Genomic DNA, 19,184 nt, shown 5'->3' with positions numbered 1-19,184 from the left:
TCTACTCGATCACGACGAGCGGCATGCCGTATTCGACCGGCGTCGCATCCTCGAACAGGATCGCCGTCACCGTGCCGGAGCGCGGCGAAGGAATCTGGTTCATCGTCTTCATCGCCTCGATGATCAGCAGCGTCTGGCCTTCCTTGACCTTCTGACCGACTTCGATGAACGCCTTCGCGTCGGGCGATGGCGCCAGATAGGCGGTGCCGACCATCGGCGAGGTGATCGCGTTCTTCGCCACGTCGACCACTGCCGGGGCTGCCGCGGCAATGGGCTGGGCGGATGACGGTGCATAGGCCGGCTGCGGTGCCGCGATCGCGTGCACGGCCGGGGCCTGCCGCGAAACACGCACCTTCAGGTCGCCCAGTTCAACCTCGATCTCGGTGAGGTTGGTGTCGTTCAGTATGCCCGCCAGGTCGCGGATCAGCTGCTGGTCAACACCGGTCTTCTTTATCGACATTTTCGAGCCTTCTGTTTGTTGGCCGGTCATAGGCGTGCGGCCAGCGCCTGCAGGGCCAGCGTGTAGCCGAGCGGCCCAAAGCCACAGATCATGCCGACGGCAACCGGCGCGACCATGGACACGTGGCGGAATGGTTCCCGCGCATGGATGTTGGAAAGATGGACTTCGGCGACGGGCAGCGGCGCGATGGCGCGGATGGCGTCGTGGATGGCGATCGAGGTGTGGCTGTAGGCGCCTGGATTGATGACGATGCCGGCGGCCTTGTCGCCAGCTTCCTGGATCCAGTCGACAAGGTCGCCCTCGTGATTCGACTGGCGGAAATCGATCTCGAGCCCAAGTGCTGTGCCGGCCTGTTTGCAGTCCTCGGCGATCGCGGCAAGCGTCTTGCCGCCATAGATGCCCGGCTCGCGCTTGCCGAGCGCGTTGAGATTGGGACCGTTCAGGACGAAAACCGTTTTCAAAAAAGCCGACCTTTCCCGGCGCCGACATCAAGCCGGCGCGCTGGGCCCTCTATAATGGGCATAGACGCCTGCGAAAAGAGCGCAAGTGCGTTCTTTCACTGTCCACAACGCGCGGAATGTGCCCGTGAGAATGCGCTCGTGAGCAAGATCAGAGCGCGGCTTTCGCCGCCTCGATCTTTTCAGCCAGCACTTCCTGTCCAAGCGCGCCGAACACCACCTCGTTGCCGACCACATAAGACGGCGTTCCGGTGATCGCCAGCTTGTTGGCAAGATCGTAGGTCTTGGAGAAGGCCTCGTTGATCGACGGGTCCTTCATCTTCTCGCGCAGCGTCGCTTCGTCGGCGCCGAGCGAAAGCGCGATCTTGATCGCCGCCGCCTCGGTAGCGCGTCCCTGGCCGCCGAGCAGTGCGTTGTGGAACTCGCCATACTTTTCCGGCTTCATCAGGTGGAACGCCATCGAAACCACGCTCGCCTTCTGCGAATCCGGTCCGAGGATCGGGAATTCCTTGAGCACGAAGCGCAGGTCCGGATCGGACTTGGTCAGCGCCCGCATGTCGTCGATGGCGCGTTTGCAGAAGCCGCAATTGTAGTCGTAGAACTCGACGATGGTGACCTTGCCGTTCGGGTTGCCGACGACGCCGTCGAAGGCCGAGTTGAAGATCTGGTCCTTGGCATCCTTGATGACACCCATATGGGCGATGCGCTGCTCTTCCTTCTGCTTGGCTTCGAGCGCGTCCTGAACCTCCAGAAGCACTTCCGGGTTCTTCAACAGATAGTCGCGGATGATGCCTTCGACCTCGGTGCGGTCGATCTTGGTGTCGGCCTCTGCCGTCTGGGCCGGCTGCGCCGTACCGGCCTTGGCAATCTGTGGGTTTCCGGCCACGAATCCGAAAGCCAGCATGGCCAGGGCGGCCACGGCCCCCGTGGTGCCCAGCAGCAGTGCCTTTTTCATCGTTCCTGTTCCTTCTACCTGTTTTTCCGGCCCGGTTCGTCTGACTGTGTCGCAGCGTGCCGCCGGAAGGTTCACTTGATCTTGGTCTTTGGTGCGTAGTTTATGATGTCCTGGGCGCGAAGCCAGCGCGGTTCGCCGCGCTTCATCTGCTGCTGTGCCCGCATGGCGAAGATCTTAGCATCCTTATAGTTGCCGGAATAGAAATGACCTTCGGCGGTGGCAAGTTCTGCGCCCGGTATGTCACTCAGTTCGCCATAGGCCTGTGCAAGGTAGCGGTAACCGGCCGCATTTTCCTTGTCTCGCTGCAGACCATTGTTGATCTGAACGACGGCTTTCTTGAGGGATTCAGGCGTACCGACGGCCATCAGCGCCTGGCCAAGCGAGACAGGCAGCAATCCCGACCGCGCCGGGTCGAGGCTGACTGCCTTGGCATAGGCATCCGCGGCCTCTTTGGGCTTGTTCGCCTTCATCAGGATGTCGCCGCGCAGTTCCTGGAAATATGCATTCTTCGGCTGCGCCTTGATCAGTGCATTGGTCTTGGCGAGCGCGGTGGCTATGTTGCCGAACAGGTACGTCGACTCGGCATCGCCATATTGTGCGGCAAGGCTGCCGGGCATCTTGCGCATCAGCCGCGCCAACCCCGCCTGGCCTTCCATATAGACGGCGATCTTCATGCGCATCATGTCGTGCCGCTGCTGCAGCGCCGGCGGGTCGACCTTGTCGACATTGGGGCTCTGTTTCACCAGCACTTCGAGATTGGCGATGCGGTCCTGCGGCATCGGATGGCTGATCCGGTAAGGATCGACCTGAGCGCCCGACAGCGACAGCGCCGTCTGGAAACGGTGGAACGTCTTCAGCATGCCCATGCCGGACTGGCCGGTGGCGTTGAGATAGGTGATCGCCGAGCGGTCGGCGGTTATCTCCTCGGTGCGCTGATAGGCGAGGATGCTTCGCTGCGCCATCTCGCCGCCGCCCGCCGCCATGCCGATGCCGGCGCCGGCAAGGCCGCGGCTGTTGGTGGTGGCACCGGCGACCATGGCGCCGGCCCCTAGCAATGTGGCGATGATGGCCATCGTCTTGGCACGTTCGAGCTGTTCGCGCAGCTTCTGCTGGTGGCCGCCGGCGATATGGCCGGCTTCGTGCGCAATGACGCCGATGATCTCATTGGGTGTCTCGGCCGTCATCAGCGCGCCGGTGTTGATGAACAGCCGGCGCCCGGTGACGAAGGCGTTGAAACTCTGGTCGTTGACCAGCACGATGTCGATGCCGTCGTTCGCCAGCCCAGCCGCCTTGAAGATCGGCCGCGCATAGTCGCGCACCAGCGCCTCGATCTCGGCGTCGCGTACCACAGGCACGTTCTGGGCGAAGGCGCTGACCGAATCCGCCAACGCGACGGCAACGCCAAGCGAAAGCGTCGCAAAGACGCGCGCTGTCCGGGCAATCGTCGATCTGGGTCGGCTCAACATGATGGTTCCACTGGTAGACGAGCGGGCGAAAGATGAAAAGTCGGCGCCGGAAACTTCCTCAACTTGTGATCCTCACATCAATCGGGCATTTGTGCGGCGCATGCGCCCGAGTTTGGCGCCTTCAACCATCGGGAATACTGGTTAAATGGTCGTTTCGCTCTCACGTCGTGGCAATGTCGAGCCCTTCCACGCCATGGACATTCTGGCCGAGGCAAACCGCCTGAAGGCCCAGGGCGTGCCGGTTGTTTCCATGGCCGTCGGCCAGCCCTCCGACCCTGCGCCGATCGGCGTTCGCGCGGCGGCGGCCAAGGCCTTGCAGGACGGACGCATCGGCTACACCGACACGCTCGGCCTCGCCGCGCTGCGCAAGGCGATCGCCGAGCACTACGCCGATCACTATGGCCTCGATATTTCACCGAGCCGGATCGCGGTGACCACCGGATCGTCGGCCGCCTTCAACCTTGCCTTCCTGGCGATGTTCGATCCGGGCGACCGCGTCGCAATCGCCGCGCCCGGCTATCCCGCCTATCGCAACATCATGGCCGCGCTCGGCATCGACGTGGTCGAGATCGAACTCGGCGACGCCGCCTACCTGCATGCCGGCCATCTTGAAACCGCGCATCGCGAAAAGCCGCTGAAAGGCGTGCTGTTTGCAAGTCCGGCCAATCCGACCGGGGCGGTCATACCGGCCGATGAACTGGCGGCTTTGGTGAGGACGGCGCAGGAACTTGGCATCGCCGTGATATCAGATGAAATCTACCATCGGCTGGCCTATGCCGCCCCTGACACCACCGCACTTGCCTATGGCGCCGACGTGACGGTGATCAACTCGTTCTCGAAATACTATTGCATGACCGGCTGGCGCATCGGCTGGATGGTGTTGCCCGAAGAATTGGTGCGGCCGGTAGAACGCGTCGCCCAAAGCCTCTACATCTCGCCGCCGGAACTGTCGCAGATCGCCGCGATCGAGGCGTTCAAGGCGACTGAGGAGCTGGAAGCGGTGAAAGGCCGCTACGCCTGGAATCGCGAGCTCTTGATGAAACGCCTGCCGGAACTCGGCTTTCCGCTGGCGGCACCGATGGACGGCGCCTTCTATGCCTTTTGCGATGTCACCAGGCACACCAACGACAGCATGGCCTTCGCACGAAAGATGTTGGCGCAGGCGCATGTCGCGGCGACGCCCGGCCGCGACTTCGACACCCAGGCGGGGCACCGCACGATGCGTTTCTCCTATGCCGGCAGCCACGACGAGATGGTCGAGGCGATGGCGCGCATTGAACGCTGGTTGAGGTAGCACCATGCCCGAACTCGAACAGGCGCTCGCCGAAGTCGCCGCCGAAATGGCCGAACGCACCGATCGCGGCGCTGTTGCCACCTACATCCCGCAGCTCGGCAAGGTCGACCCCAAGAAGTTCGGCATTGCCGCCGTCACCAATGACGGCCGCGTGCTGATGGCGGGTGACGCCGATCAGGCCTTTTCGATCCAGAGCATCTCGAAAGTGTTCACCTTGACGCTGGCGCTCGGCAACGTCGGCGATGCGCTGTGGCAGCGGGTCGGACGCGAGCCGTCAGGCAATCCGTTCAACTCGATCGTCCAGCTCGAACATGAGAACGGCATTCCGCGTAATCCGTTCATCAATGCCGGCGCCATCGTCGTTTCCGATATCCTGCTTGCCGGCCACCAGCCGCGCGAGGCGATCGGCGAAATCCTGCGCTTCATCCAGTTCCTGGCCGACGACGAGACCATCATCATCGACCGCGAGGTCGCGGCCTCCGAACGCGCCACCGGCTATCGCAACTTCGCGCTTGCCAACTACATGAAATCCTTCGGCAATCTCAACCATGCGCCGGAGCTGGCGCTGGGTGTCTATTTCCACCACTGCGCCATCGCCATGAGCTGCCGGCAATTGGCGCTCGCCGGCCGCTTCCTCGCCAATGGCGGCAAGAATCCGGCGACCGGACATAGCGTGGTGTCGGCCGAGCGGGCGCGCCGCATCGGCGCCATGATGCTGACCTGCGGCCATTATGACGGCTCGGGCGACTTTGCCTTCCGCGTCGGCATTCCCGGCAAGAGCGGCGTCGGCGGCGGCATACTGGGCATCGTGCCGGGCATAGCCTCGCTCGCCGTCTGGTCGCCCGGCCTCAACGCCAACGGCAATTCCAAGCTGGGCTCGATCGCGCTGGAAAAGCTGGCCAGGATGATGAACTGGTCGATCTTCGCGCCGTAGAGCGGTCTATTGTTCACGGAAACGCCGCTCGACCGATAAACTTCATGCCCACCGGGTAAATCTGCAAAAACTGCCTTGACTACAGTAATGTCGTCCGTTCTTGTTGGTGGCGACTGCAAATGGGTAGCACCAGTCCTTGAACAAGACGGGTCCCCTGACGCAGTCTTCTGTTTCAAACCCTGTCTGCAGCGAAAGAGAACGAGTCATGCCCATCGGACGCGTAGGACAGGAATTCATCGTCAATTCGACGGCAACCGGCGGTCAGGTTAGCCCAGCGATCACGGAACTGGCCGATGGCCGCTTCGTGGCCACCTGGCAGTCTTATGACACCGGCGACGGCGATAGCATCTGCATCCGCGGACGAATTTACAGTGTCGACGGCAAGGCGATAGGCAGCGACTTCATCGTCAATTCGACGGCAACGGGCTATCAGAATGCCCCAGCGATCGCGGGGCTGGCCGATGGCCGCTTCGTGGCCACCTGGCAGTCTTATGACACCGGCGATGGCGATGGCCTCTGCATCCGCGGACGGATCTACAATGTCGACGGCAATGCGGTCGGCAACGACTTCATCGTCAATTCGACAGCGGCGGGCAATCAGCTTAACCCAGCGATCACGGTGCTGGGTGACGGACGCTTTGTGGTCACTTGGGAGTCAACTGACACTGATACCGACATCGGCGCCTGCGTCCGCGCCCGAATCTACAATGTCGACGGCAGCGCGGCCGGGAGCGACTTCGTCGTCAATTCGACGGCAACGCACGACTATCAGGTCGAACCAGAGATCACAGCGCTGGCCGATGGCCGCTTCGTGGCCACTTGGACTTCCTTTGATATCGGCGACGGCTCTGGTTCCTGTATCCGCGCCCGAATCTACAATGTCGACGGCAGTGCGGCCGGCAACGACTTCATCGTCAACTCGACGACAACGGGCTATCAGAATGCCCAAGTAACCACGACGCTGGCGGATGGCCGCTTCTTGGCCTCTTGGGTGTCCGATGACATTGGCGACGGCAGCGGCGCCTGCATCCGCGCCCGAATCTACAATGTCGACGGCAGTGCGGCCGGGAGCGACTTCATCGTCAATTCGACAACAACGGGCTATCAGGTTAACCCAGCAATTACGGCGTTGGCCGATGGCCGTTTCGTGGCCGCTTGGCAGTCCGATGACACCGGCGACGGCTCTGGCACCTGTATCCGCGCCCGCGTCTACAATGCCGACGGCATAGCGGCCGGCAGCGACTTCATCGTCAATTTGACGGCAAGCAGTGATCAGTACACCCCAGCGATCACGCCACTGGCCGATGGCCGCTTCTTGGTCACTTGGCAGTCATTAGACAGTGGTGATGGCAGCAGCGGCTGCATTCGTGCTCAAATCTTCGATCCTACCATCTTTGTCGGCACCTCCGCAGATGACGTCTGGCAAGGCAGCAATGTCTTCGCCGACCACATCAACGGCGGCGACGGCGCCGACACGCTGTCGGGTCTTGGCGGCAATGATACGATCAGCGGCGATGCGGGCAACGACGTCCTCAACGGTGGTGCCGGCGCCGATACAATGAAAGGCGGCATCGGCAACGATACCTACTGGGTCGACAATGCCGGCGATCATGTCACTGAGGCCAATGGCGAGGGCACCGATACAGTCAACAGTACCGTGTCCTTCAATCTCTCCGGCCAGGAACTGGAAAACCTGACGCTGACGGGCACGGGTGATATCAACGGCACCGGCAACTCGATTGCCAACATCATGTCAGGCAATTCAGGCATCAATACGCTAATCGGGCTTGGTGGCAACGACACGCTGGATGGCAAGGGCGGCGCCGACACCATGCAAGGCGGCCTCGGCGACGACACCTACTACGTCGACAATGCCGGGGATATCGTCGATGAGAGTACTGCCGGCGCCAACGGCACCGATATCGTCAATGGCTACATCTCGATCAGCCTTGGCGATGCCGCCCACTTCAAGGGCAATATCGAGAATGTCGCGCTGCTCGGTGCGGTCGCGATCAACGCCACCGGCAACAGCCTGGCCAACACGCTGACCGGCAATTCCGGCAACAATGTGCTGGATGGCATGGGTGGCGCCGACACGATGAGAGGCGCTCAGGGCAACGACAGCTACTATGTCGACAATGCGGGCGATATCGTCAGTGAGAGCACCGCCGGCGCCAACGGCACCGACACCGTCAATGGCTTTATCTCGATCAACCTTGGCGACGGCAACCATTTCACGGGCAATATCGAGAACGTCGCGCTGCTCGGTGCGGCCTCGATCAACGCCACCGGCAACAGCCTGGCCAACACGCTGACCGGTAATTCCGGAAACAATCAGCTAGACGGCAAAGGTGGCGCCGACACGATGAGAGGTGCTCAGGGCAATGATGGCTACTATGTCGACAATGCCGGCGATATCGTCAGTGAGAGCACCGCCGGCGCCAACGGCACCGACACCGTCAATGGCTACATCTCGATCAACCTTGGCGATGGCAACCACTTCACGGGCAACATCGAGAACGTCGCACTGCGCAGCGCGGCCTCGATCAACGCCACCGGCAACAGCCTGGCCAATACGCTGACCGGCAATTCCGGTAACAACGTGCTGGACGGCAGGGGCGGCAACGACACGATGTCCGGCAGCACCGGCCAGGACATCTTCGTCTTCACCACGGCGCTCAATGCCTCGACCAATGTCGACCGCATCACCGACTTCTCGGTTGCCGATGACACCATCCGGGTCGACAACGCCATCTTTGCCGCGCTTGGCGGCAACGGCACGCTGACGGCGGACCAGTTCGTCAAGAACACCACCGGCCTTGCCGGTGACGGCAGCGACCACATCATCTACGAGACCGACACCGGCTGGCTCTACTATGACAGCAATGGCAGTGCCGCCGGCGGCTCAACCCATTTCGCTACACTGGCCGCAAACCTGGCGCTGACCAACGCCGATTTCGTCGTGGTGTAAGGTCAGAAGTACCATCAGTCCTTGACCAGGACGGGATACTCTGATGCAACCTTTAGGTGCAGCCAATGCCATGCTGGCGGCTGGCCATTTTAAACCCTGCCTGCAGCGAAAGAGAACGAGTCATGCCCATTGGACGTATCGGACAGGACTTCATCGTCAATTCGACGACAATGGGCAGTCAGTTTGGCCCCGCGATCACGGCGCTGTCCGACGGCCGCTTCGTAGGCACCTGGATGTCCTATGACCCCGGCGATGGCGATGGCTTGTGCATCCGTGCCCGCCTCTACAACGCCGACGGTTCAGCGGCCGGCAACGACTTCATCGTCAATTCGACAGCAACGGGCGATCAGTATAGCCCTGCAATCACGGCGCTGGACGGCGGCCGCTTTGTGGCCACCTGGCAGTCAGAAGATCACGGCGACGGCATCGGCAATTGCATCCGCGCCCGAATCTACAACGCCGACGGTACTGCGGCCGGCAACGACTTCATCGTCAATTCGGCGGCAACGAGTGGCGGGAATTCCCCCGATATCACGGCGCTGGCCGATGGCCGCTTCGTGGCCACCTGGGAGTCCTATGACCTCGGCGAGGGCAGTAGCATCCGCGGCAGTTACATCTACGCCCGCCTCTATAACGCCGACGGTTCAGCGGCCGGCAACGACTTCATCGTCAATTCGACGACAGCAACATACACCGAGTTTGTCCCCGCGATCACGGCGCTGGCCGATGGCCGCTTCGTGGTCACCTGGCAGTCCTACGACAGTGGCGACGGTAGCGCCAACGGCATCCGTGCCCGCGTCTACAACGCCGACGGTTCTGCGGCCGGCAACGAATTCATAGTCAATTCGACGATAACCAACAGCTATAGTGTCCATAGTGCCCCCGACATCACGGCGCTGGCCGATGGCCGCTTCGTGGCCATCTGGCAGTCCTACGACACCGGCGACGATAGCGGCATCCACGCCCGTCTCTACAACGCCAACGGTTCGGCGGTTGGCAACGACTTCATCGTCAATTCGACGATAACCGACGCCCAGCTTAGCCCCGCAATCACGGCGCTGGCCGACGGCCGCTTTGTGGCCACCTGGTATTCCTATGATGCCGGCGACGGCGATAGCAGCTGCATCCGCGCCCGCGTCTACAACGCCGACGGTTCAGCGGCCGGCAGCGACTTCATCGTCAATTCGACGGCAGCGAACAGCCAGTTTTACCCGGCAATCACGGCGCTGGCCGATGGCCGCCTCGTGTTCACCTGGGACTCCTATGATGGCGGCGACGGCGGCTCTTGGGTCCGCGCCGCGATCTTCGACCCGACCGTCTTTGTCGGCACCGCCGCCGATGACATCTGGCAAGGCAGCAATGTCTTCGCCGACCACATCAATGGCGGCGACGCCAACGACACACTGTCGGGCCTTGACGGCAATGATACGATCAGCGGCGATGCCGGCGCCGATCTGATGAGCGGCGGTACCGGCGACGACACCTACTTCGTTGACAATGCCGGAGACCATGTGGTCGAGGTGAATGGTCAGGGCATCGATACAGTCAACAGCACCATCTCCTTCAACCTCTCGGGCCAGGAGTTGGAGAAACTGACGCTGATCGGCAGCGGCAATGTCAATGGCACCGGCAACTCGATCGCCAATGTGATCACCGGCAACTCCGGCAACAACGTCATCGACGGGCTCGGCGGCGCCGACACGATGAGCGGAGCGCAAGGCAACGACACCTACATCGTCGACAATGCCGGGGATCATGTGATCGAGGTTAATGGTCAGGGCACCGATACGGTCAACAGCTCCATCTCTTTCAATCTCTCCGGCCAGGAACTGGAAAACCTGACGTTGACTGGATCGGCGAACATCAACGGCACCGGCAATTCCTTCGCCAATGTCATCACCGGCAATTCTGGCGCCAACACGCTGATCGGACTTGACGGCAGCGATACGCTGGACGGCAAGGAGGGCGCCGATACGATGCAAGGCGGCATCGGCAACGACACCTACTTCGTCGACAATGCCGGCGATATCGTCAGTGAAAGCACCGCCGGCGCCAATGGCAACGATATCGTCAACAGCTACATCTCGATCAGCCTTAGCGATGGCAACCACTTCACGGGCAATATCGAGAATGTCGCACTGCGCAGTGCAGCCTCGATCAACGCCACCGGCAACAGCCTGGCCAACGCGCTGACCGGCAATTCGGGTGCCAACACGCTGATCGGCCTTGGCGGCAACGACACGCTGGATGGCAAGGAAGGTGCCGACACCATGCAAGGCGGGGCAGGCAACGACACCTACTTCGTCGACAACGTCGGCGATATCGTCAGTGAAAGCACCGCCGGCGCCGACGGCACCGATATCGTCAATGGCTATATCTCGATCAACCTTGGCGATGGCAATCACTTCACGGGCAACATCGAGAACGTCGCACTGCGCAGTGCGGCCTCGATCAACGCCACCGGCAACAGCCTGGCCAACACGCTGACCGGCAATTCCGGCAACAACGTGCTGGACGGCAGGGGCGGCAACGACACGATGTCCGGCAGCACCGGCCAGGACATCTTCGTCTTCACCACTGCGCTCAATGCCTCGACCAATGTCGACCGCATCACCGACTTCTCGGTGGTCGACGACACCATCCGGGTCGAGAATGCCATCTTTGCCGCGCTTGGCGGCAACGGCACGCTGACAGCGGACCATTTCGTCAAGAACACCACCGGCCTTGCCGGCGATGGCAACGATCACATCATCTACGAGACCGACACCGGCTGGCTCACCTATGACAGCAACGGCAGTGCCGCTGGCGGCTCGACCCATTTCGCCACACTGGCCGCCAACCTGGCGCTGACCAACGCCGATTTCGTCGTGGCGTAAGGTCAGAAGGCACTTCGGTTTCGATCCGTCAACGAAACTTCGCGGCCAGCCGGAACGCCAGATATGAAAAATCCCGCGCCGTCTTCCGACTGGCGCGGGATTCTTTTTGTCAAGAAATCAAGTCAAGCGGCTGAAAGGCTTAGAAAAACCCCTTCCGCTGCCACCATCCGGCGCGCTTCGGCTTGTCCTCGGTCTTGGCCGCCGGTTCGTCGGCAACCGTCGAAGACACCACCGGCACGACCGGCGCATCCACTGCCGCCGGCTTGCGCCGTGACGGGCGGACCTTCGGCGCCTCCTCGACAGTCGCTGCCGCTGCCTCGTCGGACGCCGTGGCCGGCGTCTCGGCCAGTACCTCTGCGACCGCTCCGGCAGCAGCTGGCTCCTCGGCGACGACCTCGACCGCGGCCTTCTTCGGCTTGGCGGCACGACGTGGCTTCTTCGGCTTTTCCGTGCTCGGCGCGTCGTCATTGGCCGGAGCAAGCGCCACTGGCTCTTCGGCCGGTTCGGCAACTACCGGCTCACTGGAGACCGTCACGCTTTCCGCCACTTCACTGTCGAGTGCTTCGACCGTTTCGCCAGTGCTTGCCTCGGCCTCGCCTTCACCGTCTTCGCGACGATTGCGCTTGCCGCCGCGCTTGCCACGCCGGCGCTTCTTGCCTTGGCCTTCATCCGAAGCCTCAACCGTCTCGGACGTTTCGGCAACGCCGAGAGGAGCGTCGTCATCTGTTTCCGCGTCGCTGTCGCTGGCAGTGGCTGCCGAGCCGGAGAACTCAGCGGCCGGTGCGGAGACGGAAGACCCGTCCGCAGGTGCGCCGTGTTCGCGGTCGCGGTCCTTGCCGCCACGACGCCGCCGGCGCTTGCGGCGCTTGCGGTCGCGGCCTTCGCCTTCTTCGCCACCGGCGGCAGGCCGTGGCTGTTGTTGCTGCGGCTGCTGCTGGCGTGGCTGCTCAGCCTGTACCGGCGCCTCGTCGTCTTCCTCGATGACGACGATCTCGTCCTCGGGCTCATCCGGTTCGACATAGGCCGGCAGGCTACGCACCTCGACAAAGCCTTCCGGCTTTTCCGCCAGCGCGCCGCGGAAGATCGCATAGTGCTGCGCGCCAACCGAATCGTCGGCCTCGACGGTGATGGTCAGGCCAAAGCGGCTTTCCAGTTCCACCAGCGTGCCGCGCTTGTGGTTGAGCACGTAGAGCGCGGTCGCCGCCGGCGTCCGCACCGTGATGTGGCTACGCGAATCCTTGAGCAGGAATTCCTCGATCGCCCGCACCACCATCAGCGCGACCGACGAATCGGACCGCACATGGCCCGTGCCGCCGCAATGCGGGCAGGGCTTCATGGTCGATTCCAGCACGCTGGCGCGGATGCGCTGGCGTGACATCTCCATCAGGCCGAAATGCGAGATGCGGCCGACCTGGATGCGCGCACGGTCGTTCTTGAGGTGATCCTTCAACCGCTTTTCGACGGAGCGGTTGTTGCGGTTCTCCTCCATGTCGATGAAGTCGATGACGATCAGGCCGGCGAGATCGCGCAGCCTGAGCTGGCGGGCGACTTCCTCGGCCGCTTCCAGGTTGGTGTGGAGTGCCGTGTCCTCGATCGAGTGCTCCTTGGTGGAACGGCCCGAATTGACGTCGATGGCGACCAGCGCCTCGGTCTGGTTGATGATGATGTAGCCGCCGCTCTTCAGCGTCACTTGCGGCTGCAGCATGCGGTCGAGCTGCGCCTCGATGCCATTGCGCACGAAGATCGGCGTCGTGTCGCGGAACGGCTGAACCACCTTGGCGTGGCTCGGCATCAGCATGCGCATGAAGTCCTTGGCTTCGCGGTAGCCTTCCTCGCCGGAGACAAGAATCTCGTCGATATCCTTGTTGTAGAGGTCGCGGACCGAGCGCTTGATCAGGCTGCCTTCCTCATAGACGAGCGCAGGGGCCGTCGATTGCAAGGTGAGACTGCGGACATTTTCCCAAAGCCGCATCAGATATTCGTAGTCGCGCTTGATCTCGGCCTTGGTGCGGCTCTCGCCGGCGGTGCGCAGGATGACGCCCATGCCCTGCGGCACTTCGAGATCGGCAACGACCTCCTTGAGGCGCTTGCGGTCGACCGCGCTGGTGATCTTGCGCGAAATGCCGCCGCCGCGCGCCGTGTTCGGCATCAGCACCGAATAGCGGCCGGCAAGCGACAGGTAGGTGGTGAGGGCAGCACCCTTGTTGCCGCGCTCTTCCTTGACGACCTGCACCAGCAGGATCTGGCGGCGCTTGATCACTTCCTGGATCTTGTACTGGCGGCGTACAGGCTTGCGGCGGTTGCGCACTTCTTCCAACGCATCCTCGGCGCCGACCGATTCGACCTCGTGGTCGTCCGGGTGCGAGGATTGCACCTCCTCGAGCATGCCGCGATCATTGTCGCCTGAGGGCGCTTCGCTGCCTTCCGCTTGCGGAACGGCTTCGGAAATCACATCGGCTTCGACCGAGGCGGCGATCGACGTCGGGCCGCCGTCGCGCGTTTCGGTTTCGTCTTGCTCGGCAGAACCTTCGTCATGCCCGGACGCATCGGCATGTTCGGAAGTATCGGCATGTTCGGACGTATCAACATGTTCGGACGCATCGGCCGCGTGTTCGATGATCTCGGAAGTGTGAGAGATCTCCTCGACAACGACATCGCCATTGTCGCCGCCTTCGCTTGCCTCGCCGGAGCCTTCGCTCTCGCCGGCCGCGCCTGCGTCGCGCCTATGTTCACCACGGTCGCGGCTCTTGCCACCGCGCCGGCGTCCGCGCCGCCCGCGATCGCGGCTCTGGCGATCATCGCCGTCGCCATCCTCGTCCTCCTCGTCTTCGGCCTCCTGCGCTTCGGCGCGCAGCAGTGCCTGACGGTCGGCGACCGGAATCTGGTAGTAGTCGGGGTGTATTTCACTGAAGGCGAGGAAACCGTGACGGTTGCCGCCATATTCGACAAAGGCTGCCTGAAGGGAGGGCTCTACGCGCGTTACGCGGGCTAGGTAGATGTTTCCTTTGAGCTGCTTCTTGTCCTGGGATTCAAAGTCGAATTCTTCGATACGGTTACCGCGAACGACGACAACGCGTGTTTCCTCCGGGTGGGAGGCGTCTATCAGCATTTTGTTGGGCATTATTTCGTTTCCCCCCGGCAGCCGTCAGCCGCAGCTTGCGAGGCAAAGCCCGCTGCTGCGTGTCTGGAGTGTGGGTGCCGGATAATTTAACGTCCGCCGGCCGCCGCTTGAGCGCCATGGCGGTGCCGCCCGCAGCCATAATGGCGCGGTTTGATGCGGACCTTTCCATGATTGCGCTTGAAGCCATCGTCACCAGCAGAACCTTTTGAACCAAAGCCCGGACGAACCGGACCAGCTTGTTTGCTCATACAGAGCCGGCGCGGGAACAAACCCGGCCGTTTTCCTCACGCAGGCGATTCCCCCGCCACGGGCGCACACCTGCGAAATTTCGTCGCGATCACCTGAACCCTTTTCGCGTGAAGCGAAAGGAGCCGCCTTTCATCTAACCCTGTAGCAGGAAGCTGCGGAGGAGGGCGGTTCCAGGATTGCAGTGATCCAGTATCGCTTTTATGATTTGGCGGGGTGGAAGGCAACCCCGATTTCCGATGCCGGCAAAAAGCAGTTCCGTAACGTAAGAACAGGCTCCGACCCTTGCATGAAAAGGCTTGGTTAACCTTCTCTGGATACCAATCGTTAATCGAGTTCGCGGCCTAACCGGCACTTCGACGAAACGACGGGCGCCTGGCGCCAAACCGGGAGCGACTGGAAGACAGATGGGACTGGCAGACTCCACAGACAAGGGATGTCGTGTTGGCGGCCGGATCATCGGTGCCTTCTGCCTCTTGCTGTTGCTGGCGATCTCTTCCGCCTCGTCCTCCGTTGCCAATGCCGCCGACGCACCGCTGGTGGCAAAAGGCTACAAGATGGCGGGCGATGCCACCAAGATGCGCATCGTCATGGATTTCGACCGCGAACCCGATGTCAAATGGTTCCTGCTGCGCGGTCCCAATCGTCTTGTCATCGATCTTGCGAATACGCGATTCGCCATTGACGCCAAGGACTTGAAGGCGCGCGGCCTGGTCAGGGGCGTGCGCCTTGGCGCGCTCGGCGAGGGCGTTTCGCGGCTGATCCTCACCGGCAAGGGACCGTTCGCCGTCGACAAGCTCGATGTGCTCAAGAACGAGGACGGAACCGGCTACCGCATCGCCATCGACATCTCGGCAGCCTCCGCTCGCGAGTTCGACGCGGCACTTGCCAATCAGGCGCTGACCACCGGATCGACGGTCTCGACCGACAAGGGAGCGCGGGTCGGCACCGGACCGGTGTCCAATCCGGGCCATCGCTTCACTGTCGTCATCGATCCGGGCCATGGCGGCATCGACGGCGGCGCCGAGGGCTTGAACGGCACCATCGAGAAGAACGTCACGCTCGCCTTCGCCACCGAGTTGCGCGACAAGCTGGCGGCCGTCGGTAACTACGATGTGTTCATGACGCGCGATACCGACGAGTTCCTGCGGTTGGATGATCGCGTACGCATTGCCCGGCAGCACGAGGCCGATCTGCTGATTTCCATTCATGCCGACACAATCAGCGTCAAGGGCATTCGCGGAGCCACCGTCTACACCGTTTCCGACAAGGCTTCGGATCCCGAGGCGCAGGCGCTTGCCGACCGCGAAAATCTCTCCGACCAGTTCGCCGGCATGGAAATCAAGAACGACAGCAAGGAAGTCACCGATATCCTGATCGACCTGATCCGCCGCGAAACGCACAATTTCTCGATGAGCTTCGCCCACACGTTGGTCGGCCAGCTTTCGACCAGCGTCGGCCTCATCAACAATCCGCAGCGTTCGGCGGGGTTCAAGGTGCTGAAAGCACCAGACGTGCCATCCGTGCTGGTCGAACTGGGTTATCTCTCGAATGCCAAGGACGAGGCGCAGCTGCTCAACGCCGACTGGCGCGGCAAGGCGGCTCAGAGTATAACCAATGCCGTCGCGCTATTCGCGTCAGCCAAGACCGGAGCCGGAACCGGGGGCTGACATGCTCGGCGTCGCCCACAACCAGGGGCAGCGTTGCGCGGCGACAACAGCTGTTGCCTTTATTTACGGCCTGCGGTCACGAATTCAGGCATTGCCGTATTTTGTCCACATGGTGGCGACATGAGTTTTCGATTGCGGATTGGGACCGGCTCGAAAGCTTGCGCGGAAGGCGGCTTCGTTTAGGAAATTCCCGAACCAAGGACTGGAGCGGGTATGATTCGTCTCATTGGCTATTTTTTCGGCATCGGCACGACGCTGGCCCTTCTGGTCGCGGCGGGCGTTGCGATCTACATCGGCCATTTGTCGAAGGACCTGCCCGACTACGAGGTGCTGGCCAAATACGAGCCGCCGGTGACCACCCGCATCCATGCGTCGGACGGCGCGCTGATGGCCGAATATGCCCGTGAGCGGCGCCTGTACCTGCCGATCCAGGCCATACCGGATCGCGTCAAGGCAGCCTTCCTGTCCGCCGAAGACAAGAACTTCTACAACCACCCCGGCATCGACGTGACCGGCCTTGGCCGCGCCATCATCGTCAACCTGCAGAATTTTGGCTCAGGCAAGCGCCAGGTCGGCGCCTCGACGATCACCCAGCAGGTGGCGAAGAACTTCCTGTTGTCCTCGGACCAGACCTATGAGCGCAAGATCAAGGAGATGATCCTCGCCTTCCGCATCGAGCAGGCCTACCCCAAGGATCGTATTCTCGAACTCTACCTCAACGAAATCTTCTTCGGCTTCGGCGCCTATGGCGTCGCCGGTGCGGCGCTGACCTATTTCGACAAGTCGGTCAACGAGCTGACCGTGGCCGAGGCCGCCTATTTGGCTTCGCTGCCGAAGGGGCCGAACAACTACCATCCCTTCAAGCATGCCGATCGCGCGCTGGAGCGCCGCAACTGGGTCATCGACCAGATGGTCGAGAATGGCTACGTGACGCGTGAGGAAGGCGCCAAGGCCAAGGCCGAGCCGCTGGGCGTGACGCCGCGCCGCAACGGCACCTATCTTTTCGCCGGCGAATACTTCACCGAGGAGGTGCGCCGCCAGATCATCGCCCGTTACGGTGAGAATGCGCTTTATGAAGGCGGCCTTTCCGTCCGCACGACGCTTGATCCGAAGGTTCAGCTGATTGCCCGCAAGGCGATGCAGAACGGGTTGATGAAATACGACACGCTGCGCGGTTATCGCGGACCGGTGACGACCATCGACGTGTCCGGCGACTGGGGCGTGCCGCTGGGCAACGTCAAGGGGCTGGAGGATGTCCCCGAATGGTCGCTGGCCGTAGTGCTAGACAGTTCGGAGACCGGCCTGTCGATCGGCCTTCAGCCGGCGCGCCAGGCGTCGGGCGAGATCGTCAAGGAACGCGTCGAAGGCACCGTCAGCAAGGACGACATGGGTTTCGCCATGCGTCATCTGGTCGACGGCAAGACCGTCAAGGCCAAGTCGCCGGCGGACGTATTGAAGCCGGGCGACGTCATCTTCGTGCAGAAGAACGATGGCGCCGATGGCGCCTACAGCCTGCGCCAGGTTCCCGAGGTGGAGGGCGGCCTGATCGCCATGGATCCGCATACCGGCCGCGTGCTGGCCATGGTCGGTGGTTTCTCCTACGCGCAGTCCGAATTCAATCGCGCGACGCAAGCCATGCGCCAGCCAGGCTCCTCGTTCAAGCCGATCGTCTATTCGGCCGCGCTCGACAATGGCTATACGCCGGCCTCGGTGATCATGGACGGGCCGATCACCATCCAGAGCGGCAACACGACCTGGACGCCAAAGAACTATGACGGCACCGTTGCTGGTCCGGCGACGTTGCGCTCCGGCATCGAGAAGTCGCGCAACCTGATGACGGTACGGCTTGCCAACGATATGGGCATGAAGCTGGTCGTCGAATACGCCGAGCGCTTTGGTGTCTACGATCATCTGGCGCCGTATCTGCCGATGGCGCTGGGCTCCGGCGAAACGACCGTGATGCGCATGGTGTCGGCCTATTCGATCATGGCCAACGGCGGCAAGTCGATCAAGCCGTCGCTGATCGACCGCATCCAGGACCGCTACGGCAAGACGGTGTTCAAGCAGGACGAACGTGGCTGCCAGGGCTGCAATGCGCCCGAATGGCAGAACCAGCCGGAACCGGAACTGGTCGACAATTCCGAGCAGGTGCTCGATCCGATGACCGCCTATCAGATCACCTCGATGATGGAAGGTGTCGTGCAGCGCGGCACCGGCGCCACCATCGGCGAACTCGGCCGCCACATCGCCGGCAAGACCGGGACGACGAACGACGAAAAGGACGCCTGGTTCATCGGTTTTACGCCCAACCTCGTCGTTGGCCTCTACATGGGCTACGACACGCCGCGCGGCCTTGGCCATGGCGCTACCGGTGGTGGTCTCGCGGCACCTATCTTCAAGGACTTCATGCGGGTGGCGCTGGATGGCACGCCCAATGTCGACTTCAAGGTGCCGGAAGGCATGAACCTGATCGCCATCAATCGCAAGACCGGCATGCGTGCCGCTTCGGGCGATCCCGGCACCATCATCGAAGCCTTCAAGCCGGGTACCGGGCCTGCCGACAGCTATTGGGTGATCGGCATGGGCGCCGACGGCTCTAATGCCACCGGCGGTGCACTATCGCCGCAGGCCAACCAGGCCATCCAGTCCGGCGGCGGCGGCCTCTACTGACGATTTTCATGAGCGGATGGGCTGGCCTTGCGCCGGCCCATTTTGCTTTACAGCCGGCGGCGG

11 protein-coding genes are annotated in these 19,184 nt (G+C 62.2%); 6 read left to right on the top strand and 5 right to left on the bottom strand.

Annotation, left to right across the window (positions count from 1 at the left end; translation table 11 throughout):
• Position 1: 1 nt before the first annotated feature.
• The 4 genes from accB to AC1DZP_RS25305 all read right to left on the bottom strand — a co-directional run bounded on the left by accB (position 2) and on the right by AC1DZP_RS25305 (position 3,339).
• Complete coding sequence (gene accB, locus AC1DZP_RS25320) at positions 2-460, bottom strand: acetyl-CoA carboxylase biotin carboxyl carrier protein (RefSeq protein ID WP_095091675.1); 459 nt, start codon at positions 458-460, stop codon at positions 2-4.
• Positions 461-486: 26 nt separating this feature from the next.
• Positions 487-921 (bottom strand): type II 3-dehydroquinate dehydratase, encoded by a 435-nt coding sequence (aroQ, locus tag AC1DZP_RS25315; protein ID WP_095090709.1) that lies wholly within the window; start codon positions 919-921, stop codon positions 487-489.
• A gap of 148 nt (positions 922-1,069) precedes the next feature.
• Positions 1,070-1,873, bottom strand: a complete 804-nt coding sequence (locus tag AC1DZP_RS25310) for a DsbA family protein (RefSeq protein WP_095090708.1) — start codon at positions 1,871-1,873, stop codon at positions 1,070-1,072.
• 71 nt (positions 1,874-1,944) lie between these two features.
• A complete protein-coding gene (locus AC1DZP_RS25305; protein WP_477306160.1) occupies positions 1,945-3,339 on the bottom strand; it encodes a M48 family metalloprotease in 1,395 nt (464 codons plus the stop codon).
• Between the two features lie 145 nt (positions 3,340-3,484).
• On the opposite strand from AC1DZP_RS25305, the gene AC1DZP_RS25300 reads away from it, so the two are divergent.
• The 4 genes from AC1DZP_RS25300 to AC1DZP_RS25285 all read left to right on the top strand — a co-directional run bounded on the left by AC1DZP_RS25300 (position 3,485) and on the right by AC1DZP_RS25285 (position 11,414).
• Positions 3,485-4,633 (top strand): pyridoxal phosphate-dependent aminotransferase, encoded by a 1,149-nt coding sequence (locus tag AC1DZP_RS25300; protein ID WP_477306158.1) that lies wholly within the window; start codon positions 3,485-3,487, stop codon positions 4,631-4,633.
• A 4-nt stretch (positions 4,634-4,637) separates the two neighbouring features.
• Entirely contained in the window at positions 4,638-5,567 is a 930-nt protein-coding gene (locus AC1DZP_RS25295) for a glutaminase (RefSeq protein WP_477306156.1), read from the top strand.
• Between the two features lie 205 nt (positions 5,568-5,772).
• The gene (locus AC1DZP_RS25290) at positions 5,773-8,538 is read left to right on the top strand and encodes a beta strand repeat-containing protein (protein ID WP_477306155.1); all 2,766 of its coding nucleotides are present in this window, start codon (positions 5,773-5,775) and stop codon (positions 8,536-8,538) included.
• A gap of 122 nt (positions 8,539-8,660) precedes the next feature.
• Positions 8,661-11,414: a beta strand repeat-containing protein gene (locus AC1DZP_RS25285; protein ID WP_477306153.1), complete on the top strand. Its 2,754-nt coding sequence runs from the start codon at positions 8,661-8,663 to the stop codon at positions 11,412-11,414.
• Positions 11,415-11,553: 139 nt separating this feature from the next.
• Here the strand turns inward: AC1DZP_RS25285 and AC1DZP_RS25280 are convergent, their stop codons facing one another.
• Positions 11,554-14,535, bottom strand: a complete 2,982-nt coding sequence (locus AC1DZP_RS25280) for an Rne/Rng family ribonuclease (protein WP_477306151.1) — start codon at positions 14,533-14,535, stop codon at positions 11,554-11,556.
• A 653-nt stretch (positions 14,536-15,188) separates the two neighbouring features.
• Between AC1DZP_RS25280 and AC1DZP_RS25275 the strand changes: the two genes are divergently transcribed.
• Together AC1DZP_RS25275 and AC1DZP_RS25270 are read left to right on the top strand one after the other, a co-directional pair.
• On the top strand, positions 15,189-16,451 hold the full coding sequence (locus AC1DZP_RS25275) for an N-acetylmuramoyl-L-alanine amidase (protein ID WP_477306149.1): 1,263 nt from the start codon (positions 15,189-15,191) through the stop codon (positions 16,449-16,451).
• Positions 16,452-16,664: 213 nt separating this feature from the next.
• Positions 16,665-19,121: a penicillin-binding protein 1A gene (locus AC1DZP_RS25270; RefSeq protein ID WP_477228494.1), complete on the top strand. Its 2,457-nt coding sequence runs from the start codon at positions 16,665-16,667 to the stop codon at positions 19,119-19,121.
• The last annotated feature ends 63 nt before the right edge of the window (positions 19,122-19,184 follow it).

The organism is Mesorhizobium sp. P2_F8, assembly GCF_056403655.1.
This window is presented reverse-complemented; position numbering and strand designations above follow the sequence as displayed.